Origin of the sequence: Rahnella sp. CFA14(1/10), assembly GCF_004195095.1 — a bacterium.
In the GTDB taxonomy this organism is placed as follows: Bacteria; Pseudomonadota; Gammaproteobacteria; order Enterobacterales; family Enterobacteriaceae; genus Rahnella; species Rahnella perminowiae.
The window spans coordinates 224,776-250,904 of record NZ_SEWS01000007.1; the positions used below are offsets into that span (position 1 = coordinate 224,776).

23 protein-coding genes and 2 tRNA genes are annotated in these 26,129 nt (G+C 50.9%); 5 read left to right on the forward strand and 20 right to left on the reverse strand.

What is annotated here, in order from left to right; translation table 11 throughout:
• The first annotated feature begins 15 nt into the window (after window positions 1-15).
• Complete coding sequence (locus tag EVX52_RS15640; protein WP_129954349.1) at window positions 16-1,041, forward strand: luciferase-like monooxygenase; 1,026 nt, start codon at window positions 16-18, stop codon at window positions 1,039-1,041.
• Between the two features lie 83 nt (window positions 1,042-1,124).
• Here EVX52_RS15640 and EVX52_RS15645 read toward each other — a convergent pair whose 3' ends face one another.
• The 17 genes from EVX52_RS15645 to rlmE all read right to left on the reverse strand — a co-directional run bounded on the left by EVX52_RS15645 (window position 1,125) and on the right by rlmE (window position 19,197).
• A complete protein-coding gene (locus tag EVX52_RS15645; protein ID WP_129954347.1) occupies window positions 1,125-3,038 on the reverse strand; it encodes a DEAD/DEAH family ATP-dependent RNA helicase in 1,914 nt (637 codons plus the stop codon).
• A complete protein-coding gene (yrbN, locus tag EVX52_RS25770) occupies window positions 3,028-3,108 on the reverse strand; it encodes a protein YrbN (RefSeq protein ID WP_096335046.1) in 81 nt (26 codons plus the stop codon). Before yrbN ends, EVX52_RS15645 begins: the two co-directional genes overlap by 11 nt.
• A 115-nt stretch (window positions 3,109-3,223) precedes the next feature.
• Window positions 3,224-4,108: a lipoprotein NlpI gene (nlpI, locus tag EVX52_RS15655; protein ID WP_129954345.1), complete on the reverse strand. Its 885-nt coding sequence runs from the start codon at window positions 4,106-4,108 to the stop codon at window positions 3,224-3,226.
• Between the two features lie 129 nt (window positions 4,109-4,237).
• Complete coding sequence (gene pnp / locus EVX52_RS15660; RefSeq protein ID WP_129954343.1) at window positions 4,238-6,361, reverse strand: polyribonucleotide nucleotidyltransferase; 2,124 nt, start codon at window positions 6,359-6,361, stop codon at window positions 4,238-4,240.
• Between the two features lie 273 nt (window positions 6,362-6,634).
• A complete protein-coding gene (gene rpsO / locus EVX52_RS15665) occupies window positions 6,635-6,904 on the reverse strand; it encodes a 30S ribosomal protein S15 (RefSeq protein ID WP_014333706.1) in 270 nt (89 codons plus the stop codon).
• Between the two features lie 122 nt (window positions 6,905-7,026).
• On the reverse strand, window positions 7,027-7,971 hold the full coding sequence (gene truB / locus EVX52_RS15670) for a tRNA pseudouridine(55) synthase TruB (RefSeq protein ID WP_129954341.1): 945 nt from the start codon (window positions 7,969-7,971) through the stop codon (window positions 7,027-7,029).
• Window positions 7,971-8,384: a 30S ribosome-binding factor RbfA gene (gene rbfA / locus EVX52_RS15675; RefSeq protein WP_014333704.1), complete on the reverse strand. Its 414-nt coding sequence runs from the start codon at window positions 8,382-8,384 to the stop codon at window positions 7,971-7,973. Before rbfA ends, truB begins: the two co-directional genes overlap by 1 nt.
• Window positions 8,385-8,461: 77 nt before the next feature.
• Complete coding sequence (gene infB / locus EVX52_RS15680; protein WP_129954339.1) at window positions 8,462-11,155, reverse strand: translation initiation factor IF-2; 2,694 nt, start codon at window positions 11,153-11,155, stop codon at window positions 8,462-8,464.
• A 24-nt stretch (window positions 11,156-11,179) separates the two neighbouring features.
• Window positions 11,180-12,688, reverse strand: a complete 1,509-nt coding sequence (nusA, locus tag EVX52_RS15685; RefSeq protein ID WP_013573819.1) for a transcription termination factor NusA — start codon at window positions 12,686-12,688, stop codon at window positions 11,180-11,182.
• A 23-nt stretch (window positions 12,689-12,711) separates the two neighbouring features.
• Window positions 12,712-13,164 (reverse strand): ribosome maturation factor RimP, encoded by a 453-nt coding sequence (gene rimP / locus EVX52_RS15690; protein WP_014411570.1) that lies wholly within the window; start codon window positions 13,162-13,164, stop codon window positions 12,712-12,714.
• A 216-nt stretch (window positions 13,165-13,380) separates the two neighbouring features.
• Window positions 13,381-13,457: transfer RNA gene (locus tag EVX52_RS15695), tRNA-Met, on the reverse strand.
• Between the two features lie 59 nt (window positions 13,458-13,516).
• Window positions 13,517-13,603, reverse strand: a tRNA-Leu gene (locus EVX52_RS15700).
• Window positions 13,604-13,688: 85 nt separating this feature from the next.
• Complete coding sequence (secG, locus tag EVX52_RS15705; protein ID WP_129954337.1) at window positions 13,689-14,024, reverse strand: preprotein translocase subunit SecG; 336 nt, start codon at window positions 14,022-14,024, stop codon at window positions 13,689-13,691.
• Window positions 14,025-14,259: 235 nt separating this feature from the next.
• Window positions 14,260-15,600, reverse strand: a complete 1,341-nt coding sequence (glmM, locus tag EVX52_RS15710) for a phosphoglucosamine mutase (RefSeq protein WP_129954335.1) — start codon at window positions 15,598-15,600, stop codon at window positions 14,260-14,262.
• A gap of 2 nt (window positions 15,601-15,602) precedes the next feature.
• Window positions 15,603-16,442 carry a dihydropteroate synthase gene (folP, locus tag EVX52_RS15715; protein ID WP_129954333.1) on the reverse strand — a complete coding sequence of 280 codons (840 nt, stop codon included), beginning with the start codon at window positions 16,440-16,442 and terminating at the stop codon, window positions 15,603-15,605.
• 125 nt (window positions 16,443-16,567) lie between these two features.
• Window positions 16,568-18,511 (reverse strand): ATP-dependent zinc metalloprotease FtsH, encoded by a 1,944-nt coding sequence (gene ftsH, locus EVX52_RS15720; RefSeq protein ID WP_129954331.1) that lies wholly within the window; start codon window positions 18,509-18,511, stop codon window positions 16,568-16,570.
• Between the two features lie 56 nt (window positions 18,512-18,567).
• Window positions 18,568-19,197: a 23S rRNA (uridine(2552)-2'-O)-methyltransferase RlmE gene (rlmE, locus tag EVX52_RS15725; protein ID WP_014333696.1), complete on the reverse strand. Its 630-nt coding sequence runs from the start codon at window positions 19,195-19,197 to the stop codon at window positions 18,568-18,570.
• Between the two features lie 182 nt (window positions 19,198-19,379).
• Here rlmE and yhbY point away from each other — a divergent pair, with 182 nt between their 5' ends.
• A complete protein-coding gene (gene yhbY, locus EVX52_RS15730; RefSeq protein WP_013573813.1) occupies window positions 19,380-19,676 on the forward strand; it encodes a ribosome assembly RNA-binding protein YhbY in 297 nt (98 codons plus the stop codon).
• Between the two features lie 180 nt (window positions 19,677-19,856).
• On the opposite strand, the gene greA is transcribed toward yhbY, so the two are convergent.
• The gene (gene greA, locus EVX52_RS15735) at window positions 19,857-20,333 is read right to left on the reverse strand and encodes a transcription elongation factor GreA (protein ID WP_129954329.1); all 477 of its coding nucleotides are present in this window, start codon (window positions 20,331-20,333) and stop codon (window positions 19,857-19,859) included.
• Window positions 20,334-20,616: 283 nt separating this feature from the next.
• On the opposite strand from greA, the gene dacB reads away from it, so the two are divergent.
• The 3 genes from dacB to pmrB are packed head-to-tail and all read left to right on the forward strand — an operon-like array spanning window position 20,617 to window position 23,809.
• On the forward strand, window positions 20,617-22,050 hold the full coding sequence (gene dacB, locus EVX52_RS15740; protein WP_129954327.1) for a serine-type D-Ala-D-Ala carboxypeptidase: 1,434 nt from the start codon (window positions 20,617-20,619) through the stop codon (window positions 22,048-22,050).
• 20 nt (window positions 22,051-22,070) lie between these two features.
• Complete coding sequence (gene pmrA, locus EVX52_RS15745) at window positions 22,071-22,733, forward strand: two-component system response regulator PmrA (RefSeq protein ID WP_129991636.1); 663 nt, start codon at window positions 22,071-22,073, stop codon at window positions 22,731-22,733.
• Window positions 22,730-23,809, forward strand: a complete 1,080-nt coding sequence (pmrB, locus tag EVX52_RS15750; protein WP_129954323.1) for a two-component system sensor histidine kinase PmrB — start codon at window positions 22,730-22,732, stop codon at window positions 23,807-23,809. Before pmrA ends, pmrB begins: the two co-directional genes overlap by 4 nt.
• 82 nt (window positions 23,810-23,891) lie before the next feature.
• On the opposite strand, the gene cgtA is transcribed toward pmrB, so the two are convergent.
• A complete protein-coding gene (gene cgtA, locus EVX52_RS15755; protein ID WP_129954321.1) occupies window positions 23,892-25,064 on the reverse strand; it encodes an Obg family GTPase CgtA in 1,173 nt (390 codons plus the stop codon).
• 33 nt (window positions 25,065-25,097) lie between these two features.
• Window positions 25,098-26,054 carry a DMT family transporter gene (locus EVX52_RS15760; protein WP_129954319.1) on the reverse strand — a complete coding sequence of 319 codons (957 nt, stop codon included), beginning with the start codon at window positions 26,052-26,054 and terminating at the stop codon, window positions 25,098-25,100.
• Between the last annotated feature and the right edge of the window lie 75 nt (window positions 26,055-26,129).

Below are 26,129 nucleotides of genomic sequence, written 5' to 3' on the forward strand. Positions count from 1 at the left end.
GAGTGAGCTGCGATTATGTCTGATAAAAACACCGTCCCCCTTTCCGTTCTCGATCTGGCACCGGTTCCGCAGGGCGCCGATCCTGCCCGCGCATTTCAGTGTTCACTGGAACTGGCACAACATGCCGAGAAATGGGGCTACCAGCGTTACTGGATGGCGGAACACCACAATATGACCGGCATCGCCAGTGCGGCAACCTCTGTGCTGCTGGGTTATATTGCAGGTGGGACGAAAACAATCCGCGTGGGTTCCGGCGGCGTGATGCTGCCGAACCACTCACCGCTGGTGATTGCCGAGCAGTTCGGTACGCTCGCTACACTCTACCCGAACCGTGTGGATCTGGGATTAGGTCGTGCGCCGGGCACCGATCAGCGCACCATGATTGCCCTGCGCCGCCATCTCTCCGGTGAAATCGACAACTTCCCGCAGGATGTGCAGGAGTTGCAGATGTACTTCGGTGACGTTCAGCCGCAGCAACCTGTCCAGGCCGTGCCCGGACAGGGTTTGCATGTGCCGATCTGGTTACTGGGCTCAAGCCTTTACAGCGCCCAGCTGGCGGCGGCGCTCGGACTGCCCTTCGCCTTCGCTTCACATTTCGCACCGGACATGCTGTATCAGGCATTAGCAATTTACCGCAGCAAGTTCCAGCCTTCTGCACAGCTTGAGAAACCCCACGCCATGGTATGTATCAATGCCATTGCTGCCGACACGGATGAAGAAGCGCGCCGGATGTTCACCTCTAATCAGCAACAGTTCATCAATTTGCGCCGTGGAATGCCGGGTAAACTCCCTGCGCCGGTTGATAACATCGAAAGCTTATGGTCCGCTCAGGAACGCTTTGGCGTTGATAATGCGCTGCGTATGTCGGTGGTCGGCAATAAAGAAAGTGTGCGTCAGGGGCTGCAAAATATTCTGCGGGAAACTGAAGCCGATGAACTGATGATCAACGGCCAGATTTTTGATCATCAGGCACGCCTGCATTCATTCGAGATTGTTTCACAACTTCAGGGTGAACTGGTCAAAGAGCAACGCATCAGCTGACAGGTCAGGTAAATCGCAGGCATAAAAAAACCAGCCCGGAGGCTGGTTTTTTATTATCTGAAAATCAGCGAACTGAAAGCAGATTATGCGTCAGAAGTACGACGTGGTGCGCGGCTTGGCGGACGACGATCACCTGCGGCTGCAGAACCTTCACGACGGTCACCGCTGAAAGAACGTGGAGCACCGTTACCACGGCCACCTTCACGACGTTCACCGTTGAACGGACGCGGAGCACCATTACCACGACGCTCACCGCCAGCACCGGCCGGACGATCACGACGTGGAGCCTGTGGCACCGCATCACCGATCAGTTGCATGTTCATCGGTTTATTCAGGATACGTGTACGGGTGAAGTGAGACAGGATCTCGCCCGGCATACCTTTCGGCAATTCGATAGTAGAGTGCGTACCGAACAGTTTGATGTTACCGATGTAACGGCTGCTGATGTCGCCTTCATTAGCGATAGCACCAACGATGTGACGAACTTCAACGCCATCGTCACGACCCACTTCGATACGATACAGCTCCATTTCGCCAGCGTCACGACGCTCACGACGCGGGCTATCGCCATCACGTGCAGGGCGGTCATTGCTGCGGGCCGGACGGTCACGACGATCACCACGGTCGCCACGTTCTTCGAATTCACGGCGTGGTGGGCGGCTTTTGAAGACCGGATCCGCTGCAACGATCAGAGGGCGTTCACCCTGTGCCATTTTCAGCAGTGCCGCAGCCAGTGTCTCAACGTCCAGCTCTTCTGCAGGTTGCAGTTTTGCCAGCAGCGCACGGTATTGATCCAGATCGCTACTTTCCAGTTGTTGCTGAACTTTCGCTGCAAACTTAGCCAGACGACGCTCGCCCAGAACTTCTGCAGTTGGGATTTCAACTTCCGGAATGGTCAGCTTCATGGTGCGTTCAATGTTACGCAGCAGACGACGCTCACGGTTCTCAACGAACAACAGTGCGCGACCTGCACGGCCTGCACGGCCGGTACGACCGATACGGTGAACGTAAGATTCTGAGTCCATCGGGATGTCGTAGTTAACCACCAGGCTGATACGTTCTACGTCGAGACCACGTGCTGCCACGTCGGTTGCGATCAGAATGTCCAGACGGCCATCTTTCAGACGTTCCAGAGTCTGCTCGCGCAGGGCCTGGTTCATGTCACCGTTCAGCGCAGCGCTGCTGTAGCCGCTACGTTCAAGTGCTTCAGCCACTTCCAGCGTCGCGTTTTTGGTACGTACGAAGATAATCGCCGCATCAAAATCTTCTGCTTCCAGGAAACGTACCAATGCTTCGTTTTTACGCAGACCGTAAACAGACCAGTAGCTCTGGCTGATATCAGGGCGCGTGGTCAAGCTTGACTGGATACGCACTTCCTGAGGATCTTTCATGAAGCGACGGGTAATACGACGGATAGCTTCTGGCATGGTTGCAGAGAACAACGCGGTCTGATGTTCAGCCGGGATCTGCGCCATGATGGTTTCGACGTCTTCGATGAAGCCCATACGCAGCATTTCATCAGCTTCGTCCAGCACCAGGCCGCTCAGGTTAGAGAGGTTCAGCGTGCCACGTTTCAGATGGTCCAGCAGACGACCCGGAGTACCCACAACAACTTGTGGTCCCTGACGCAGAGCGCGCAACTGGACGTCATAGCGCTGGCCGCCATAAAGGGCAACCACATTCACGCCATGCATGTGTTTAGAAAAATCGGTCATTGCTTCAGCAACCTGAACCGCCAGTTCGCGGGTCGGGGCCAGAACAAGAATTTGTGGTGCTTTCAGTGAAGCATCAATGTTATGCAGCAGCGGTAAAGAGAATGCGGCTGTTTTACCGGAACCTGTCTGAGCCATGCCCAGAACGTCGCGGCCATTTAACAGGTGAGGAATACACTCAGCCTGGATTGGTGAAGGTTTTTCGTAGCCCAAATCAGTCAGGGCAGAAATGATCGGAGCAGACAGCCCCAGGTCAGCAAAAGAGGTTTCAAGCTCAGTAGTCATGTACACGTGCCTCATTAATAATGGCAGCCAGTCTACATAACTCGTCGAGAAAATTTTCAGTCATTTTCATTGAAAAGTGTGAACCGGCTCAAATTAGATTATAAAACGAACAAAGCAACCCTCGCCCGTAAAGGCGCTAAAAAATGGTAAATACCATGATTTAAAAGGCTGATTGGTGTCGTCAGCTATTGCTGGTCCGATTCTGATAGGTCGTCTTGCTCATGGCCCAAAAGCGCCAATTCCAACAATGCATAGCGGTGCTCAACAAAGTTATGAACGTTGTTAGCTACCGTCAGTTTGAACAGTGCCGCAGCGCTGTTCTTGTCCCCCAGACTTAGGTAATGTTTACCTAAATAGAAGTCAGTTTCACTGAGATGCTCAGCGAGCGAAGTGTTATCCGTTGCTTCTGCCTTGAGGCGTTCCATCAGCGTAGATTCGCTGATTTTGCCCAGGTAGAATTCGACGATATTCCATCCCCATTGCCCTCTGTCCGCTTTGTCATAACGCTGTTGAAGCGCTACCTCGGCATCCTTCGGATTGATTTCTCGCTCCGCAAGATAAAGCCATAACGAACGGAAGGGATCATTTGGATCGTCTCGATAAAACGCCTGCAGATCATCCTGCGCTAACGAGAATCGGCCACCGTAATACAGTGCGATACCTCGGTTCAAACGCGCGTAGTTGTAAGTTGGATCAAGCTCTAGTACAGAATCAAACGCTTCATAGGCAGCATCGAAATTGCCTGCCTGCGTTAAGTAAATCCCCAGGTAGTTAAAAACTTCTGGCATATCAGGACGAATAGACAGCGCTTGTGAAAAATCATTTCGCGCCAGTGCTCTTAGCCCGAGACTATCATACAGCACACCGCGCTCATATAATAGCTGTGCTCTCTCATCATCGGTTAATGACCGACTGGCAAGTATTTGTTCCATGCGTGCCAGGATGACTTCCTGCTGCAACGTCGGTTGCAACGGAATCGCCAGAACTTCATTTTTACGCCAATCATGGTTGCTGCATCCTGCCAACATAAGTGCTGTCGCAACATAACACCAGCGCAAGAAAGGCTTCATTTCTACTCCCGGAGACAAACATTGGATGAACATCCTGTCATCCGCTTGCTTAACACAAACGCGTCCTGCGTCCGTGAGACGAACAGCTCCTTTCCAGATGGAAAGGAGCTGTAAAACTTCTGTTACAGATTATTCTGCTGCAGGTTGCTCAGTTGTTTCGTCCTGAGTAGGTGCGGTAGCTTCTTTGATGCTCAGACGCACACGACCCTGACGGTCAACTTCGAGAACTTTAACCGGAACTTCCTGGCCCATCTGCAGGTAATCAGTCACTTTCTCTACACGCTTGTCAGCGATTTGAGAAATATGCACCAGACCTTCTTTACCGCCGCCGATGGCAACAAATGCGCCAAAGTCTACGATACGGGTCACTTTACCCTGATAGATACGACCCACTTCGATTTCAGCAGTGATCTCTTCGATACGACGAATAGCGTATTTCGCTTTCTCGCCGTCGGTTGCTGCGATTTTCACAGTACCGTCATCTTCGATTTCGATCGTGGTGCCGGTTTCTTCGGTCAGCGCACGGATCACAGAACCACCTTTACCGATCACGTCCTTAATTTTGTCCGGGCTGATCTTGATGGTGTGAATACGCGGAGCAAACTGAGAGATATCGCCACGTGGAGTGCTGATAGCCTGTTCCATCACGCCCAGGATATGCAGACGCGCACCCTTAGCCTGGTTCAGAGCCACCTGCATGATTTCGCGGGTGATACCTTCGATTTTAATGTCCATCTGCAGCGCGGTGATACCGTCGCGGCTACCGGCCACTTTAAAGTCCATGTCGCCCAGATGATCTTCGTCACCCAGAATGTCGGACAGAACGATAAAGCTTTCGCCTTCTTTAACCAGACCCATTGCGATACCGGCAACAGCGGCCTTAATCGGAACACCTGCATCCATCAGGGCCAGAGATGCGCCGCAAACAGAAGCCATTGAGGATGAACCGTTGGATTCAGTGATTTCAGAAACCACACGCACGGTGTACGGGAAGTCTTCTGGTTTTGGCATCATCGCCAGCACGCCACGTTTAGCAAGACGGCCATGGCCAATCTCACGGCGTTTTGGCGAGCCCACCATCCCGGTCTCACCGACTGAGTACGGAGGGAAGTTGTAATGGAACAGGAAGCTGTCAGTTTTTTCGCCCATCAGCTCATCCAGGTTCTGTGCATCACGGGCAGTACCCAGCGTTGCAGTCACCAGCGCCTGAGTTTCACCACGGGTGAACAGAGCAGAACCATGGGTACGTGGCAGAACGCCAGTACGCACATCCAGACCACGGATCATGTCTTTTTCGCGACCATCGATACGCGGCTCGCCACGCAGCACACGGCTACGAACCACATTCTTCTCGATGCTGCCCAGGATGTCAGAAATTTCGCCAGCATCCAGGGATTCGTCTTCAGCTTGCAGAGCCTGAACAACGTCAGCTTTGATGACATTGATCTGGTTGTAACGTTCTTGCTTCTCGGTGATCAGGTACGCATCACCCAGACGGGATTCAGACAGTGCAGCGACGCGAGCATGCAGCTCAGCGTTAACGGCTTCTGGCTGCCAGTCCCATTTTGGCTTACCGGCTTCAGCAACCAATGAGTTGATGTTGTCGATAACAATTTGTTGTTGTTCGTGGCCAAAGACGACCGCGCCCAGCATCTGATCTTCACTCAGTACTTCAGCTTCAGATTCAACCATCAGAACCGCGCCCTGAGTACCTGCCACAACCAGATCCAGACGGCTTGTTTTCAGCTCATCAGCGGTTGGGTTCAGAACATACTGGTCGTTGATATAACCAACGCGTGCCGCACCGATCGGGCCATTGAATGGAATACCAGACAGGCTCAGGGCAGCAGATGCACCGATCATCGCAACGATGTCAGGGTTAACTTGTGGGTTCAGGGAAACCACAGTCGCGATAACCTGAACTTCATTCAGGAAGGAGTCCGGGAACAGCGGGCGAATCGGGCGGTCAATCAGACGTGAGGTCAGTGTTTCGCCTTCGCTTGGACGGCCTTCGCGACGGAAGAAGCTGCCCGGGATACGACCAGCAGCGTAAGTACGCTCCTGATAGTTAACCGTCAGCGGGAAGAAACTCTGACCTGGTTTAGCTTTTTTCTGGCCAACAACGGTCACGAATACCGCAGTATCGTCCATGCTAACCATAACAGCGGCAGTAGCCTGACGAGCCATCATGCCGGTTTCCAGCGTAACGGTGTGCTGGCCGTATTGGAATTTACGAATAGTCGGATTAAGCAATGTAATATCCTTTTGTATGACGCGCAGCTGTTATGACAGCAGTTCACGCCGATAAATATCCGAGCTTCTCACTACATTCTCGCGACTAATGACAATCCTTATATACCTGGCAATGTGGTAATAAAGTCTCTCATTAGCCGCGCGAAAACATCTGTAACGGAAGTTCATGTTCTTAGAATAACAGTAGAAACCGCAGCCATACAGTACCCTGATTTGGCTGCGCTTCCTAGAATAAAGGGGCCTATTGGCCCCTTTACACTGAAACTCGCTTGATTAGCGACGCAGACCCAGACGTTCGATCAGGCTGGTGTAACGTGCTACATCTTTACGCTTCAGGTAGTCCAGCAGTTTACGACGCTGAGAAACCATACGCAGCAGACCACGACGGCTGTGGTGATCTTTTTTGTGTTCTGCAAAGTGACCTTGCAGATGGTTAATTTGAGCAGTCAGCAGAGCAACCTGAACTTCGGTAGAACCACTGTCGTTAGTGCCGCGACCGAAGTCGGAAACGATCTGAGCCTTAGCTTCAACGCTTAGAGACATAATCTTACTCCAAAATATTATAGATAATTAAACGGGTGCCGATCTCTAATTCAGCAACCCAATGCATAAGCTGCGCTATTCTACCCTTTGCTATATATGATCGCAAGGTAAGCAGAAAGCGCTTAATCGGTGTATTCAACAACCAGACGACGAGGTGCAATACGACCCTCATCATCAATTTCTCCTACACCGATAAACTTACGTTCTTCGCCTTCAGTGATGCGAACCATACCGCTGACGGGCGCACCTGATGCCTGAACAGGTTGGCCCTGTTTGACATATCCGGCCACCATAGGTAACAGGTTCACTTCCGGGAAGTCTTCACATGCGCTATCCATCGGCAACAACAAAGGATCCAGCAGCAAGCGCGGCTCAATACCCTGCTCTTCTGCCTGAGCGATCAGCTCATGGAGTTTTTCCAGGGTGACCATTCGCTCTGAAGGATAAGTTGCCACCTGCAGACGACGCAGATAAGTCACATGCGCACCACAACCCAACTTCTCACCAAGATCATCGACGATAGTGCGGATGTAAGTGCCTTTTGAGCAATGAATCTCCAGCTCAACGTCAAAGCCTTCCCAGCGTATAAATTGCAATTCATACACCGTAATGCTGCGTGATTCTCGCGGAACTTCGATGCCCTGACGGGCATATTCGTACAGCTTTTTCCCTTCATATTTCAATGCGGAATACATGGAAGGAATTTGCTGAGTTTCCCCGCGGAAACTGTCGAGTGCGTCGTCAAGTTGTTGCCGGGTGAACGTCATTTCACGTTCACAAATGATGGCACCTTCAGCATCTGACGTATCGGTGCGTTGCCCCATGCGGGCAATCACGCGATAGCGTTTGTCCGAATCAAGCAGGAACCGGGAGAATTTAGTCGCTTCGCCTAAACACAGTGGCAGCATACCGGTGGCCAAAGGATCAAGCGCGCCGGTATGGCCTGCGCGGTTAGCGTTATAAAGGCGTTTAACCTTTTGCAGGGCATCGTTAGAAGACAAGCCTAAAGATTTGTCCAGTAGCAGAACACCGTGTATATCACGGCCGCGGCGACGTGGGCGACTCATTATGCTTCCTCGTCATCGCCTGCAGCGGAACGGCGTTCAGCATCGTTCTTCACGACATTAGTCACCAGATTGGACATACGCATACCTTCAACCAAAGAGTTGTCGTAAGCGAAAGTCAGCTCCGGTACTACACGTAAACGCATCGCTTTACCGATCAGCGTACGAATGAAACCTGACGCGTCCTGCAAGGCTTTGATGCCATTTTTGACACGATCAGGATCGTGATTATCAGTGGTCAGCACATCCAGGAAGGTGACGAACACTTTGGCATATGCCAGGTCGCGTGAGACTTCTACGCCTGAAACTGTCGCCATGCCTACGCGTGGGTCTTTGACTTCACGCTGTAAGATGATGGCGATTTCTTTTTGCATCTCCTGAGAGACGCGCTGAGTACGGCTAAATTCTTTTGCCATGAGGCTTTCTCCTTACTTGCTCCAGACAAATAAGGGGGCGCAAGGCCCCCATCTGGATATCAGCGACTTCGCAAACGTTAAGCGATAGTACGTTTGATCTCGATGATTTCGAAGACTTCGATCACATCACCAGTACGCACATCGTTGTAATTCTTAACGCCGATACCACATTCCATGCCGTTACGGACTTCAGCAACGTCATCTTTGAAGCGACGCAGGGATTCCAGTTCGCCTTCATAGATCACCACGTTTTCACGCAGCACACGGATTGGGTTGTTACGCTTGATCATACCTTCAGTCACCATACAACCTGCAATAGCGCCGAATTTAGGTGACTTGAATACGTCACGAACTTCAGCCAGGCCAATGATTTGCTGTTTGTATTCTGGCGCCAACATACCGCTCATTGCCTGTTTGACTTCATCAATCAGGTTATAGATAACGGAATAGTAACGCAGATCCAGGCTTTCACTTTCAACAACGCGGCGGGCAGACGCATCTGCACGGACGTTGAAGCCGAGGATGATCGCGTTAGAAGCAGCAGCCAGTGTCGCATCAGTTTCGGTGATACCACCGACACCCATACCAACGATCTTAACTTTAACTTCGTCGGTGGACAGGCTCTGCAAGGCATCAGAGATTGCTTCACAAGAACCCTGGACATCTGACTTCAGAACGATGTTCAGTTCAGAAACTTCACCTTCGGTCATGTTCGCGAACATGTTTTCCAGTTTAGATTTCTGCTGACGAGCCAGTTTAACTTCGCGGAATTTACCCTGACGATACAGCGCAACTTCACGTGCTTTTTTCTCATCACGTACAACGGTAACTTCATCACCCGCAGCCGGCACACTGGACAGACCCAGCACTTCGACAGGGATAGAAGGACCCGCAGACGTAATGTCACGGCCCATTTCGTCACGCATCGCACGGACACGGCCATATTCGAAGCCACACAGAATGATGTCGCCTTTGTTCAGCGTACCTTCCTGAACCAGCACGGTAGCAACCGGACCACGACCTTTGTCCAGGAAGGACTCGATCACAACACCACTTGCCATACCGCTACGCACCGCTTTCAGTTCCAGAACCTCGGCCTGCAGCAAGATAGCTTGCAGCAGATCGTCGATACCAGTACCGACTTTCGCAGAAACGTGGATGAACTGAGATTCGCCGCCCCACTCTTCCGGCATAACGCCGTACTGAGACAATTCGGTACGAACACGGTCCGGATCAGCATCTGGTTTATCAATTTTGTTTACCGCAACAACGATTGGCACGCCAGCCGCTTTCGCATGCTGAACAGCTTCGATGGTTTGCGGCATCACGCCGTCATCAGCGGAAACAACCAGAACCACGATATCTGTTGCCTGAGCACCACGAGCACGCATAGAAGTAAACGCGGCGTGTCCCGGGGTATCCAGGAAGGTAATCATGCCGTTTTCAGTTTCTACGTGATAAGCACCGATGTGCTGAGTAATACCACCGGCCTCACCTGCGGCGACTTTCGTGGAACGAATATAGTCGAGCAATGAAGTTTTACCGTGGTCAACGTGGCCCATGATGGTCACAACCGGAGCGCGAGGCTCAGCAGCTGCGGAAGCACCTGTGTCACGATCGCTCATCAGCGCTTCTTCCAGCTCGTTCTCACGACGCAGGATAACTTTATGACCCATTTCTTCTGCAACCAGCTGAGCAGTTTCCTGATCAATAACCTGGTTGATGGTCGCCATAGCGCCCAGTTTCATCATAGTTTTGATGACCTGAGAACCTTTGACGGCCATTTTGTTTGCCAGTTCGGCAACAGTAATGGTTTCGCCCACCACGACATCACGGTTTACGGCAACCACAGGCTTGTTGAAGCTCTGCTGCAGCGTGCTTGGTTTGCGTTTGCCTTTACCATTACGGCCAACAGCACGGGCTTCTTCGCGATCCGCTTTAGATTCGGACAGCTTGTTGCCTTTTTTCTGTTTAGTCGCTTTGCCACCGCGGGTACGGCTACGACGATCGCCTTCAACTTTGGCATCATTCTCGTCTTCGGCCGCACGTGCATGCGTAGAAGTGGTGACATGGTAGTCAGCAGATTCTGATTCGCTCGGCGCAACAGTTTCAGTCCAGACGCCAGAATCAGCCATTTTACGGGCTTCTTCTGCAACGCGTTTGGCGTTCTCTTCAATCTTACGCTGGGCTTCTTCTTCCGTTTTGCGTTTCAGCTCTGCGGCTTCAGCTTCACGGCGTGCTTTATCTGCCTGAGCTGGTTTGGTTACTTCATCGGTATTTTGATTGGTCACTTTATCTTTTTCCGCTGCGTCACGCTTAGCTTTATCAGCGGCCTCACGTTTAGCTTGCTCTTCGGCGGCGCGTTTGGCTTTTTCCTGAGCTTCGCGCTGGGCTTGCTCTGCTGCTGCACGCTGTGCCTGTTCTTCCGCGTCACGCTTCGCCTGCTCTTCCGCTTCTGCCTGGGCTTGTTCTGCCTCGGTCATATCACGTTTAACATAAGTGCGTTTCTTGCGGACCTCGATTTGCACCGATTTACTCTTCCCGCCGGTGCTCGGAATATTCAGTGTACTACGCGTTTTGCGTTGTAACGTCAGTTTGTTTGTCGCACCTGGGTTTCCACCATTGAGATGCGCCAATAAAGTTTCTTTTTCTTGCTGGGTCACAGAGTCAGCTTCGGACTTCGAGATCCCTGCATCAGCAAATTGCTGTACCAGGCGATCAACCGGAGTCTGAATTTCTGCCGCCAGCGATTTTACAGTTACATCTGTCATGCTGTTCCTTCCTGCTACAGTTTATTACGCGTTGTCGCCAAACCAGCAGATATTGCGCGCGGCCATGATAAGTTCACCAGCCTGCTCGTCAGTAAGACCTTCAATATCAGCCAGATCGTCGACACCTTGCTCGGCAAGATCTTCCAGCGTACAAACCCCTTGTGCAGCCAGTTTAAATGCCATACTACGTTCCAGACCCGCCAGGTTAAGCAGATCGTCAGCAGGCTTTTTGTCACCGAGACTTTCTTCCTGAGCTAAAGCCAGCGTGGTCAGCGCTTCTTTTGCGCGTTCGCGCAGCGCATCCACGGTGTCTTCATCCAGGCCGTCGATTTCAAGCAATTCATTAACTGGCACATAAGCCAGTTCTTCAAGCGTAGAGAAACCTTCTTCAACCAGCACCGTGGCGAAATCTTCATCAATGGCCAGGTATTTGGTAAAGGTATCAATCGCAGCGTGTGCCTCAGCCTGATGTTTGGCTTGCAGGTCGTCTGCTGTCATCACGTTCAGTTCCCACTTGTCATCACCACGATGCTGTTTCAACAATTGGGAAGCCAAACGCACGTTCTGGCCATTACGGCCAATCGCCTGTGCCAGGTTGCTGGCTTCAACGGCGATATCCATGGTGCATTTATCTTCATCAACTACGATGGAAGCGACGTCTGCCGGTGCCATTGCGTTGATAACGAACTGCGCAGGATTGTCATCCCAAAGGATAATATCAATGCGTTCACCGCCCAGTTCGCTGGAAACGGCCTGAACGCGTGCACCACGCATGCCGACACAAGCACCGACAGGGTCGATACGTTTGTCGTTAGTTTTTACGGCAATTTTCGCACGGGACCCAGGATCACGGGCAGCAGCTTTAATTTCAATCAGCTCCTCGCCAATTTCCGGCACTTCGATGCGGAACAGTTCAATCAGCATCTCGTTTCGTGAACGGCTGACAAACAGCTGGGCACCACGTGCTTCAGGGCGGACATCATACAACACGCCACGAATACGGTCACCAGAGCGGAAATTTTCACGAGGAAGCATGTCTTCACGCAGGATAACAGCTTCAGCGTTGCTGCCTAAATCCAGTGCAATACTGTCGCGGTTAACTTTCTTAACGACGCCAGTAACGATTTCACCTTGCTGCTCACGGAACTGATCAACCACCATCGCGCGTTCTGCTTCACGTACTTTCTGTACGATGACTTGTTTAGCAGTCTGTGTGGTGATGCGGTCAAAAGTGACCGATTCAATTTGATCTTCAATATATCCGCCGAGGTCGATTGACGGATCTTCGTATTGTGCAGCTTCAAGGGTGATTTCGCGGGTCGGCTGGGTCACTTCGTTCACTGCCACCCAGCGACGGAAAGTATCAAAGTCGCCGGTTTTACGGTCAATGCTGACGCGGACTTCGATTTCCTGCTCGTATTTTTTCTTGGTCGCCGTTGATAATGCAATTTCCAGCGCTTCAAAAATCTTCTCGCGCGGGAGGGATTTTTCATTAGAAACTGCTTCTACAACAGCCAGAATCTCTTTGTTCATCCTAGTTGCCTCTTCCAAACTCTTTAAAAGTGGGGTACCAGGTTCGCTTTCTGGATGTTGCTCAGTGCGAACACTTCATCTTTCCCTTCCACTGTCACCGTGATCATTTCGCCTTCGACAGCTTTAATGATGCCCTGCCATTTGCGGCGGTTTTGCACTGCCATACGCAAAACAACACTGACTTCATCGCCAAGAAAACGTTGATAATGTTCAGCGGTGAACATAGGACGATCAAGGCCTGGAGAGGAAACTTCCAGGTTGTAGGCGACAGTAACTGGATCTTCAACGTCCAGCACAGCGCTCACCTGGTGGCTGACATCAGCACAATCATCAACATTGATCCCGGCGTCACTATCAATATAGATGCGCAACGTCGATTGGCGAGCCCGAACGAACTCGATGCCCACCAGCTCAAAGCCAAGTGCCTCGACTGGTGCTGTAATCAGCTCTGTTAATTTTTGTTCTAATGTGGACAAGCCCACCCCCAAGACATAAAAAAAGGGCTAAATAGCCCAGTGATTCTGTTGCCAAATAACAAAAAACCCCGATAAATCGGGGCTTTATGCAACTGGACCCTATTCGCCGCATAGCGGCTTCGGTACAACTTTCGCAAAGTGTTGTTTTCAAATTGAAGCTGCAGAACATCACAGGAAGATACTGAAAGTCTATTTGAAATAAACACTTAGGGAAAGTGGTTGCGGGGGCCGGATTTGAACCGACGACCTTCGGGTTATGAGCCCGACGAGCTACCAGGCTGCTCCACCCCGCGTCCGAAAACGTGGCAAATACTACGCCGATAACCGCTAAAAAGCAAGTTATCATAAAGATTGGTACCGAGGACGGGACTTGAACCCGTAAGCCCATTCGGGCACTACCACCTCAAGGTAGCGTGTCTACCAATTCCACCACCTCGGCACTCTTTTTTTTCACAATCGCTTATACTGTCCAAGCACAAGCCACTGTTTCAAAACCTGTCTTCTATCTTAAAGAAGTTTACTGCTTAATGAGGAACGTCACTGTTAGGCGCTGCTGGAGCTGCCGGCGTAGTGGTCTGCTCAGTTTTAGCTGGCTGACTCAGGTTCTCCCACTCACTGCCTTTTTGGCCTTTATTGGTGCTCATGTTCCCGAGAATCAAACTAATGATAAAGAACAGTGCTGCCAAAATGCCTGTCATACGGGTCATGAAGTTACCGGAACCACTCGAACCGAACAATGTGCCAGAAGCACCTGCTCCGAAAGAGGCTCCCATATCAGCGCCTTTACCTTGTTGCAGCATAACCAGAGCGACAAGCCCGATTGCTACGATAAGGAAAATCACCAGAAGAGCGTCGTACATAGTAGTACCTGTATCCTCGCGGGTTCACCGCATGCCAATTGCTTCTCACCATTTAGCAGGTCATCAAAGGACCCACTGAAGCGGGTGTGAATACTAACCAAAGCCGTATTGCCGTGCAAGGGCAATTTTCATCAAATTGTTCGTTTGCGGAAAAAAACGGCAAATCGGCATGAAACCTGCTGCCCGAACGTCCGGCAGCAAGAAATCCACCGAAAATTTACCGTTTTTTATCGGCTTACGCTTTGACCGCTTTTACGGCATCAGCAATGCGGTTGGCCAGTTTTTCCACCAGTTGTGCGTCTTCCCCTTCCACCATTACGCGCAGCAGAGGTTCGGTACCTGATTTACGCAACAGCACCCGACCGCGGCCGGCCAGCTGTTTCTCAACGTCTGCCGTCACTTGCTTGACGTCATCAGATTCCAGCGGATCATGTTCACCGGCAAAACGGACGTTGATCAGGATCTGCGGAAGCAATTTCATGCCGCTGCAGAGGTCATGCAAGCTCATGTGGTTGCGCACCATGGCGGTAAGCACTTGTAACCCTGCCACAATGCCATCACCCGTCGTGGTTTTATCCAGCAGAATGATATGGCCAGAGTTTTCAGCACCAATGCGCCAGCCTTTTTCTTGCATTTTTTCCAGCACGTATCGGTCGCCCACTTTCGCCCGCGTAAAGGGAATACCGAGCTGTTTGAGCGCCAGCTCGAGGCCCATATTGCTCATCAGCGTGCCGACCGCACCGCCTTTCAACTGCCCCTGACGAAGCCCTTCACGCGCAATGATGTAAAGGATTTGGTCACCATCAACTTTGTTGCCTTCATGGTCAACCATAATCAGACGGTCACCATCGCCGTCAAATGCCAGTCCGACATCTGCTTTTTCAGCCAGAACGCGCTGCTGCAACTGACGGACATCCGTTGCGCCGCACTCTTCGTTGATGTTCATGCCATCCGGCTCACAGCCGATAGCGATAACTTTTGCCCCAAGTTCACGCAACACACTGGGTGCAATATGGTAAGTGGCCCCGTTAGCGCAATCGACCACAATTTTCAGGCCGTTCAGGCTCAACTCTGTCGGGAATGTTCCTTTACAGAATTCGATGTACCGACCAGCTGCATCCACGATTCTGCTGGCTTTACCCAGTTCGGCGGACTCAACACAGGTCAATGGTTTTTCAAGCTCTGCTTCAATCGCCTCTTCAACCTCGTCAGGCAATTTGGTCCCGTCGATAGTGAAAAACTTGATGCCGTTGTCGTAGTAAGGGTTATGCGAGGCTGAAATGACAATGCCAGCTTCTGCACGGAAAGTACGCGTCAGATAGGCAACGGCAGGCGTTGGCATCGGGCCGGTGAAAGACGCCGATAAACCTGCCGCCGCGAGACCGGCCTCTAACGCGGATTCCAGCATGTAACCCGAAATGCGGGTATCTTTACCGATGATCACTTTCCGCGAACCGTGGCGTGCTAATACTTTGCCCGCAGCCCAGCCCAGTTTCAGAACAAAATCAGGGGTAATCGGGGTATCGCCCACTTTTCCGCGGATGCCATCTGTCCCAAAGTATTTACGGTTGCTCATAATTAATTTTTATCCCTTGCAGAAAGTGTCGCTTCAACGATACGCATCGCTTCAACGGTTTCTTTCACATCATGTACGCGCACGATCCTGGCACCTTGCATGGCGGCAATCACAGCACAAGCCACACTTCCTGTAACCCGTTTTTCCGGGGAGACATGCAGAAGTTGCCCCACCATGGATTTCCTCGACATCCCCACTAACAACGGTATGCCAAAGTGATGGAAATCAGCCAGCCGTGCGAGCAACTGATAGTTATGCTCTAAATTTTTACCGAAACCGAAGCCCGGGTCGAGCAGCAATTTCTCTTTTGCAATGCCAGCGTTCACACAACGTGAAATTTGTTCAACAAAATACTGTTCCACCTGTGCAACAACATTATCGTAATGCGGGGCATGCTGCATCGTTTTGGGTTCCCCCTGCATGTGCATTAGACAAACAGGCAAACCGGTTTCGGCTGCAGCCTGTAGCGCACCGGGTTCCTGAAGCGAACGAATATCATTGATCAGATGCATACCCGCATGTGCCGCTTCCCGGATCACGCAGGCTTTTGAGGTATCAACAGAGATCCAAACATCAAAACGCCGTGCAATGGCTTCAACGACCGGCACCACACGGGCCAGTTCTTCATCCTCACTGACTTCTGCTGCACCAGGACGAGTCGATTCGCCCCCAATGTCGAGAATGGATGCGCCTGCATCAACCATTGCCTGAGCATGTCTGAGGGCAAGATCAAGTGTGTTATGTCGCCCGCCATCGGAAAATGAATCCGGGGTAACATTCAGGATCCCCATGACCTGGGGGAAAGTGAGGTCCAACCTGGACTCTCTGGCTGTGAGGTGCATAAATCACGTCCCTTCTGATCAATCAATAAAGGCCTTTTCAAATTTCGTGGTAAAGAATGCACGCATAAAAAACCCCGGGCAAGCCCGGGGTTGAGTGTTATCAGCGTTATTTTCCAATCAACAGCTTATTTGCCGCTGAATTGCTCAAACATCGTGTTACCAGGATTCGGTGTACGAGGTTCGTCAACCGGCGTTGGCGCTTTCGGGGCACCGCCGTCGCTGGAATTGCTGTTACCGTTTTTGCCGTTAGCGTCGTCCCAGCCAGCTGGCGGGCGAACTTCAGTACGGTTCATCAGGTCATCAATTTGTGGTGCATCGATGGTTTCATATTTCATCAGGGCATCTTTCATTGAATGAAGGATATCCATGTTTTCCATCAGCAAAGTACGCGCACGAATGTAGTTACGTTCAACCAGAGACTTAACTTCCTGATCAATGATGCGGGCGGTTTCATCAGACATATGTTTAGCTTTCGCGACTGAACGGCCGAGGAAGACTTCACCTTCTTCTTCTGCATACAGCAACGGACCTAATTTCTCTGAGAAGCCCCACTGTGTCACCATGTTACGGGCAATCGACGTCGCTACTTTGATGTCGTTTGACGCACCGGTAGACACTTTCTCTACACCATAGATGATCTCTTCAGCAAGACGGCCACCGTATAAGGTAGAAATCTGGCTTTCCAGTTTCTGACGACTGGCGCTGATCGCATCACCTTCAGGCAGGAAGAAAGTCACACCCAATGCACGGCCACGAGGAATAATGGTCACTTTGTGCACAGGATCATGTTCCGGAACCAGGCGACCAATAATAGCGTGACCCGCTTCGTGATAGGCGGTGGATTCTTTCTGCGATTCGGTCATCACCATGGAACGGCGCTCAGCACCCATCATGATTTTGTCTTTGGCTTTTTCGAACTCGACCATTGACACCACACGTTTGTTACCCCGTGCAGAGAACAACGCGGCTTCGTTAACCAGGTTCGCGAGATCTGCACCGGAGAAACCCGGTGTACCGCGGGCGATCACCGAAGCATCAACGTCAGTTGCCAATGGCACACGACGCATATGAACTTTAAGGATTTGTTCACGGCCACGAACATCTGGCAAGCCAACAACAACCTGACGGTCGAAACGACCCGGACGCAGTAACGCAGGATCCAGGACATCCGGACGGTTGGTTGCAGCAATAACGATGATACCTTCGTTACCTTCGAAGCCATCCATCTCAACCAGCATCTGGTTCAGTGTCTGTTCACGTTCATCGTGACCTCCACCTAAACCTGCACCACGCTGACGGCCTACGGCATCAATTTCATCGATGAAGATGATACATGGAGCTGCTTTCTTCGCTTGTTCGAACATGTCACGCACACGTGATGCACCCACACCCACGAACATTTCAACGAAGTCAGAACCGGAAATGGTAAAGAACGGGACTTTGGCTTCGCCGGCAATCGCTTTAGCCAGCAAGGTCTTACCCGTACCCGGAGGACCTACCATCAGAACGCCTTTAGGAATTTTACCGCCCAGTTTCTGGAAACGGCTTGGTTCGCGCAGGTAATCTACCAGCTCGCTTACCTCTTCCTTCGCTTCGTCACAGCCTGCAACGTCGGCAAAAGTCGTTTTGATTTGGTCTTCCGTCAGCATGCGGGCTTTGCTTTTACCAAAGGACATAGCCCCTTTGCCACCGCCGCCCTGCATTTGCCGCATAAAGAATATCCAGACGCCAATCAGAAGCAGCATCGGGAACCATGAAATAAAGATAGTCGCCAGGAAACTCTGCTGTTCAGGCGGTTCTCCAACAACTTTCACGTTTTTGCTCAGCAGCGTATCCAGCAATTTAGGATCATTAACCGGAATATAGGTTGTGTATTTGCTGCTGTCTTTTTTGATAACGTCAATCGCACGTCCATTGATACGTACTTCACGGACCTGGTCTTGGGCCACTTCGGTTGTAAAGGTAGTGTAATCTACCTTGTTACCATTTGATTCGCTGGGACCAAAACTCTGAAATACAGACATCAATACAACTGCGATGACTAACCAGAGGATCAGGTTCTTCGCCATGTCACTCAAGGGATTAACCTCATATTACAACTGTGTTAACAAACAGCGTTAGGGAACTACAGTTTCCGCCCTGTCGCTACGATGTACACTTCTCGCGAACGTGCTCGGGAAGCGTCTGGCTTACGAATCTTCACCTTCGTAAACAGGGAGCGAATTTCCCGCAGGTATTCATCAAAGCCATCTCCCTGAAACACCTTCACCAGGAAACTTCCGCCTGGTGCTAATACATCCCGACACATATCCAATGCTAATTCAACCAGATACATCGATTTTGGAATATCGACTGCCGGAGTACCGCTCATATTAGGGGCCATATCGGACATGACCACCTGAACCTTGTTTTCTCCCACGCGTTCAAGCAACGCTTTGAGAACTAATTCATCACGAAAATCCCCCTGAAGGAAATCGACTCCAACAATAGGATCCATAGGTAAAATATCACAGGCGATGATACGCCCTTTGTTACCGATTTGTGTCACAACATACTGTGACCAACCGCCGGGAGCTGCCCCTAAATCCACGACTGTCATACCCGGTTTAAACAGCTTATCGCCTTGCTGTATTTCATCAAGTTTAAACCAGGCACGGGAACGCAGCCCTTTTTTCTGTGCCTGCAGCACATATTTATCGCTAAAGTGTTCCTGCAACCAGCGACTGGAACTTGCAGAACGCTTTTTATTAGACATTATTTATTAACCATATAGTTTTCCAACCACCCTGAGTTAGAGCTTTTGGAACAAGCTGTTAGCATCATGACGTCTATGGCTAAGTCAGTATTATTGCCTCCCCGAAGCAGTCCGGGTTGGTGATATACATGAGATGGCGGTAGAATGACCCGTTTTCAATCCCAACTTAAGCAAAAAAGACGATGAATCTTAACAATAAACAAAAACAGTACCTGAAAGGCCTCGCGCATCCACTCAAACCGGTTGTTATGCTGGGCAACAACGGGCTGACTGAAGGTGTGCTCGCCGAAATTGAACAGGCGCTGCAACATCACGAACTGATCAAGGTTAAAGTCGCGGCAGAAGAACGCGAAACGAAGTCCCTGATCGTAGACGCGATTGTGCGTGAAACCAAGGCGTGTAATGTGCAAGTCATCGGCAATATGCTGGTACTTTATCGCCCTTCCACCGAAGACCGCAAAATTATCTTACCGCGTTAATCTATTAAGGTTTAACGAAAAGCGCTGTAGATTTTCGGAAAGGTGCCACGAAATCACGTTCAGGGGAAGGTCTGAGCAGGCCTTTTTACTTTAGTTTTCAATTTACTGTGAAGCAATTCACTGCATGAATGTGAGAATAACAGGGCGAAACGTCTCGTTTCGCCCTTTTTAATGCAGATTTTAAAGGTATTCGACCTTCAATACTTCAAACTCGACATCACCACCCGGCGTTTTGATCACAACAACATCATCCTGTTCTTTGCCGATCAAACCGCGTGCAATCGGGGAATTCACAGAAATCAGATTTTGCTTAAAATCAGCTTCATCATCTCCCACGATACGGTATTTCTGCTCTTCTTCAGTGTCCAGGTTCATGACACTCACGGTAGCACCAAAAATTACCCGGCCAGTGGCAGGCATCTTGGTCACATCAATGACCTGAGCATTCGAAAGCTTAGCTTCGATTTCCTGGATACGGCCTTCACAAAAACCCTGCTGTTCGCGGGCGGCATGGTATTCAGCATTCTCTTTCAAATCGCCGTGTTCACGTGCAGTCGCGATATCAGAAATGATTTTCGGGCGGCGGACGCTCTTCAGATGGTCCAGTTCTTCACGTAATCTCTCTGCGCCACGCAATGTCATCGGAATCGGTTTCATATATTCATTACCTCTAACTTGGTCCTTTCGGTAAACACCGTCCTGATTGAATCAGGTAAGAAATTAAGTCAGTTCTTTTGACCGACTCTCTCTGGCGAAAAACAAAAAAAACCTCACCCGGAGTTGCCACCAGGCCAGGAATCATTTTGCATTTTGATTCGTATTTTAACGTAGAGTTCCTTGAGGATCATCGTTTACTTTCAGCCACGTTGCGCCTGGGTTCGTAGCATCGTAGTATGGCACCACATTTATCCTGCCGTTACTCAGAGCCTTTACCAAAATAATGCGTTTTTTACGAATTGTCAGTGGATTAGCATGCGCGTTTGTTCTGAATACAAATGCGGCTCAGATCGAAAACTACACAGAATATCTGCCTGATGGCACGAATCTGGCGGTCCTGGTACAAAAAATTGGTGCCCCTGCACCTGCGATCGATTATCACGGTACTCAGATGGCGCTGCCTGCCAGCACCATGAAGATCCTGACGGCGCTGGCTGCGCTGTTGCAGCTAGGGCCTGATTTCCGCTTCACTACCACACTCGAAACGCCAGGTTCAGTTTCTGACGGTGTACTCAAGGGAGATCTGGTCGCGCGTTTTTCGGGCGACCCGACCCTGAAGCGTCAGAATATTCGGAATATGGTCGCTGTTTTGAAAAAACAGGGCGTCAAAGAAATCAGCGGCGATGTGATCATTAACACTTCCGTGTTCGCAAGCCATGATAAAGCTCCGGGATGGCCATGGAACGACATCACCCAATGCTTCAGCGCCCCCCCGGCAGCCGCGATTGTCGACAGAAACTGTTTCTCGGTATCACTGTATAGTGCACCTAAACCTGACGAAAATGCGTTTATCCGCGTGGCCTCATATTATCCCGTACACATGTTCAGTGAAGTCCGCACGCTGGCAAAAGGCTCACCGGATGCGCAATATTGTGAGCTGGATGTCGTACCGGGTGAATTCAACCGATACACTCTTACAGGTTGTCTGACACAACGCAGCGAGCCTTTACCGCTGGCTTTCGCTATTCAGGACGGAGCCAGCTATGCCGGTGCGATTCTCAAAGACGAGCTGCTGCAGGCGGATATCCAGATTGATGGTACGCTGAAACGTCAGACCCAGCCGACGCCAGCGGGTACTGTACTGGCGCAAACCCAATCGGCACCGCTGCATGACCTGTTGCATCAGATGCTTAAGAAATCAGACAACATGATCGCCGATACGGTATTCCGTACCATTGGTCATCAGCGTTTTGGCGTACCGGGAACATGGCGGGCGGGTTCAGATGCTGTTCGTCAGGTTTTGCGCCAAAAAGCAGGCGTGGATTTAGGCAACTCTATCCAGGTGGATGGTTCTGGCCTTTCACGTCATGATTTATTGTCACCGGCCACAATGATGCAGGTGCTGCAATACATCGCCCAGCACGATAAAGAATTAGATTTTATATCGATGCTGCCTTTAGCGGGTCATGACGGAACCTTGCAGTATCGCGGCGGCCTGCACGAAGCAGGTGTGGACGGCAAAGTGTCGGCAAAAACCGGCTCGCTGTCAGGTGTATATAACCTTGCCGGTTTTATCACCACAGCCAGCGGCCAGCGTATGGCCTTTGTGCAGTTCCTCTCAGGCTATGCGGTTCCCCCTGAAGATCAACGTACACGTCGTGCACCGCTGGTGCGCTTTGAGAGTCGTCTCTACAGGGATATTTACCAAAATAATTAACCACGGAGAAGTGCCAGACAATGAAACTGCTGATAGTGGAAGATGATGAACTTTTACGGCAGGGATTAATGCTGGCACTTACCAGTGAAAATTACGCCTGTGACTGCGCTTCTACTGCGGCGCAGGCACAAAGCCTGATCCAAACCAGCCAGTACAGTCTGGTGATCCTGGACTTAGGATTGCCAGATAAAGATGGCGCAACGCTGTTACGCCAGTGGCGTCGTCAGAACATCTCCCTGCCCGTTCTTATTCTTACCGCCCGGGATGCACTCGAAGACCGGGTCGATGGCCTGGATGCAGGCGCCGATGATTATCTGATTAAACCTTTTGCTTTAGTCGAACTGCAGGCGCGTGTTCGTGCTCTGATCCGCCGATATCAGGGGCAAAGCGACAACCAGATTTCCGTGGGTAACCTGAAAATTAATCTTTCCTCACAGCAGGCTTATCTCGGCGATACGCCGGTAGAAGTGACCCCCAAAGAATTCGCTATTTTATCACGGTTGATGATGCGTGCCGGACAGACGGTAAACCGTGAATTGCTCCAGCAGGATCTCTATACCTGGCAGGATGATTTAGGCTCCAACACCCTCGAAGTGCATGTTCATAATCTGCGCCGTAAACTCGGTAAAGAAGCCATAAGAACCGTGCGCGGTATCGGTTACAGGTTGGAAATGAGCGTATGACCAGTATGCGCCGCCGTCTGCTGGTTATGCTTGCACTGATCCTGTTCGTCACTCAGCTCACCAGTATTTTCTGGCTCTGGCATGAAAGCCAGGAGCAAATTAACCTGCTGGTTAATGACACACTTTCGGCCAAAGTCCGCAATGCTCACGTTGAGAAGGAGATTGCCGAAGCCATTGCCTCTCTGATTGCCCCTTCTTTGCTGATGATGAGCATTACCCTGTTGTTATCTTTCTGGGCCATCAGCTGGATTATACGTCCTCTTAACCAGTTACAAAAACGCCTGGAAACCCGCTCGGCCGATAACCTCTCTCCCCTGCCACTCAACAGCGAAATCAGGGAAGTTGTTGCCGTGACTAATGCACTGAATCAACTATTTTCACGACTTTCTACGACGATTCAGCAGGAGCGATTGTTCACTGCCGATGCCGCTCATGAGTTACGCACTCCGCTGGCTGGCGTCCGGCTACATCTTGAGATAATGCAAAAAAAGGGCGTGGAAGGCAGTGATACACTGATCAGCCGCATCGACCTGTTAATGCATACCATAGAGCAATTACTCATGCTTGCCCGCGCAGGTCAGAATTTTGCGAAAGGGGAATATCAGCAGGTTGATCTGATAAATCATGTCGTTGAACCACTGCGGGAAGAGTTGGGTGAAATGCTCAATGAACGTGGACAGACGCTGAAAATTCAGGTGCCACTGCATGCTGAAATACAGGGTGATGCCGTACTGCTGCGTTTGATGGTGCGTAATCTGGTCGAGAATGCTTACCGCTACGGGCCGGAAAAAAGCGATATCAACATTACCATTGTGACGCAGGATAACGGCTTTCTGATACAGATTGACGATGCGGGTCCGGGCATTGATGAGACGAAAGCCAGTGAACTGACGCAGGCTTTCAAGCGTGTCGATCAACGTTATGGGGGTAGCGGTCTGGGGCTGAATATCGTCGTCAGGATTGCACACCTGCATGGCGGTACGCTGACATTGCGAAATCGTATCGACAATGCAGGGCTCAGCGCGCAGTGCTGGTTACCGCATGTTGCACTTCAAAGCTCACTGGCACTCAACTGATGCCCGTTAATGCCTTGTAAAAAAAAGAAAAAGGCTGCCAGGGGCAGCCTTTGGTACTGAGATGAAAAGTTAATCCGCAGGATTAACGTTCGTAAATGATTTCGACACCTTCATCGTCATCTTCATCCCAGTCATCATCCCAGTCGTCGTCGGCTTCAGATTCCACTTCTGCCAGTTGTTCACGGTGATAATCATCCCACATGAACTCAACTTTTTCTGGCGCTGCCTCTTCAATTGCCATGTGCTTAGGGTTTTCGTTGATGAATTTCATCACGTCCCAGCACAATGCATTGACGCCTTCGCGGTTTGCGGCGGAGATGAGGTAATAATTACCCTCCCAGCCCAATGCGTCAGCAATTGCTTTTGCACGCGTTTCAGCTTCTTCTTTCTCAATCAGATCAACTTTATTGAACACTAACCAGCGCGGTTTTTCAGCCAGCTTAGCGTTGTATTGCTTCAGCTCGTTGATGATGACTTTAGCATTTTCGATCGGATCAGACTCATCGATCGGTGCAATGTCGATCAGGTGCAACAGAACGCGGCAACGCTCAAGATGCTTCAGGAAGCGGATACCCAGACCAGCGCCTTCCGAAGCCCCTTCGATCAAACCAGGTATGTCTGCAACCACGAAGCTTTGTTCGTGATCCATACGCACCACGCCAAGGCTTGGCACCAGTGTGGTAAACGGATAATCAGCCACTTTTGGCTTCGCAGCAGAGACGGAGCGGATAAACGTCGACTTACCCGCATTTGGCAGCCCCAGCATGCCCACGTCGGCCAGCAGCATCAGCTCAAGGGCGATATCACGCTCTTCACCTTTAGTGCCCATGGTTTTCTGACGCGGTGAACGATTCACGGAGGATTTAAAACGGGTGTTACCCAGTCCGTGGAAACCGCCTTTAGCGACCATATTAACCTGACCATTTTGAGTCATATCGGCCAGGACTTCGCCAGTACTTTGGTCAAGGACACGTGTTCCGACAGGCACTTTAATGGTGATATCTTTACCGCGTTTACCGGTACAGTCGCTGCTCTGACCGTTAGTACCGCGCTCAGCACGATAAGATTTCACAAAGCGGAAATCGATCAGCGTATTGAGGTTCTCATCAGCAACCAGGTAGACATCGCCGCCATCGCCGCCATCGCCGCCATCCGGGCCGCCACGTGGAATGTATTTTTCGCGGCGGAAGCTGACGCACCCGTTACCGCCATCACCGGCCACAACCAGAATCGTGGCTTCATCAACAAACTTCATTTGTACCGTCTCCGTAAATCATTCGCCGGGCAGCTAACGTTTAGCTACCAGGTTTTGCTCTGTCCGACGTGGCCACCATCGATGGCCAATTGCGGAAAACATTGCACCTGCCACCACCACAAATGCACCAAGATACCCAATGAAATTAAGCACCGGTGCAGCAAAAAAGTCAGGCCAGGCAAGTGCCAATAAATCTGAAAATAGCAGGGTAAACAGCGGAGTGAGTGTTACTAAAGCACTCACCTGAGCCGCCTGCCATCTCGCCATCGCTTCCGCTAAGGCGCCATATCCCACTAAGGTATTCGCGCCGCAAAACAACAGACAGGCAAACTGCCAGCCGCTGAGCTGTGAAAGCACCGCCGGGCTGGCCAGCGGGAGCAATGCGATAGAACATAAAGTGTACAGCAAAAACAGGATTTGCGGTGAAGCCAGTTGGCGCAGCAATACCTTTTGCGCCACACCGTATATCACCCAGACCATCGCTGCCCCGACGCCAAAAATCACACCCAGAGTGTAATCTGTCAGACGGGTAAAAATTTCAATCAGGCTGGTATTGAAAAACAATATCAGCCCGAAAATTAGCATAAGAGCGCCAATGACCTGCGTCACGCGCATCCTTTCTTTGAGGATGATAACGCTGGCCACCATCATACCGACCGGAGAAAGCTGGCCGATAACCTGCGACGCCGTTGGACTGAGAAACTGCAAAGAGGAACTAAAAAGCACAAAGTTTCCCAGCAATCCGCAGGTGGCGACCAGCACTAAGATCAACCAGCGCGGGCGGCTGAAAATCGCTTTAGAGGGCAATCGGCGTCTTACCGCCAGAATGCAACCCAATACGATCGCAGCTATCGAAAACCGATACCAGACCACGGTAAAGGGATCCATTACCACTAACACCTGCTTCAGGGCTATAGGCAAAGAACCCCAACTCATGGCAGTAATCAGCGCCAACAGAATCCCGACAGGTGCCTGCGATTTCGTATCCATATCCCGCCAGAATGGGCTAACCAGAATGTAAAAAGCCCCGCAACGAATTGCGGGGCTTACATCTATTTACTAAGA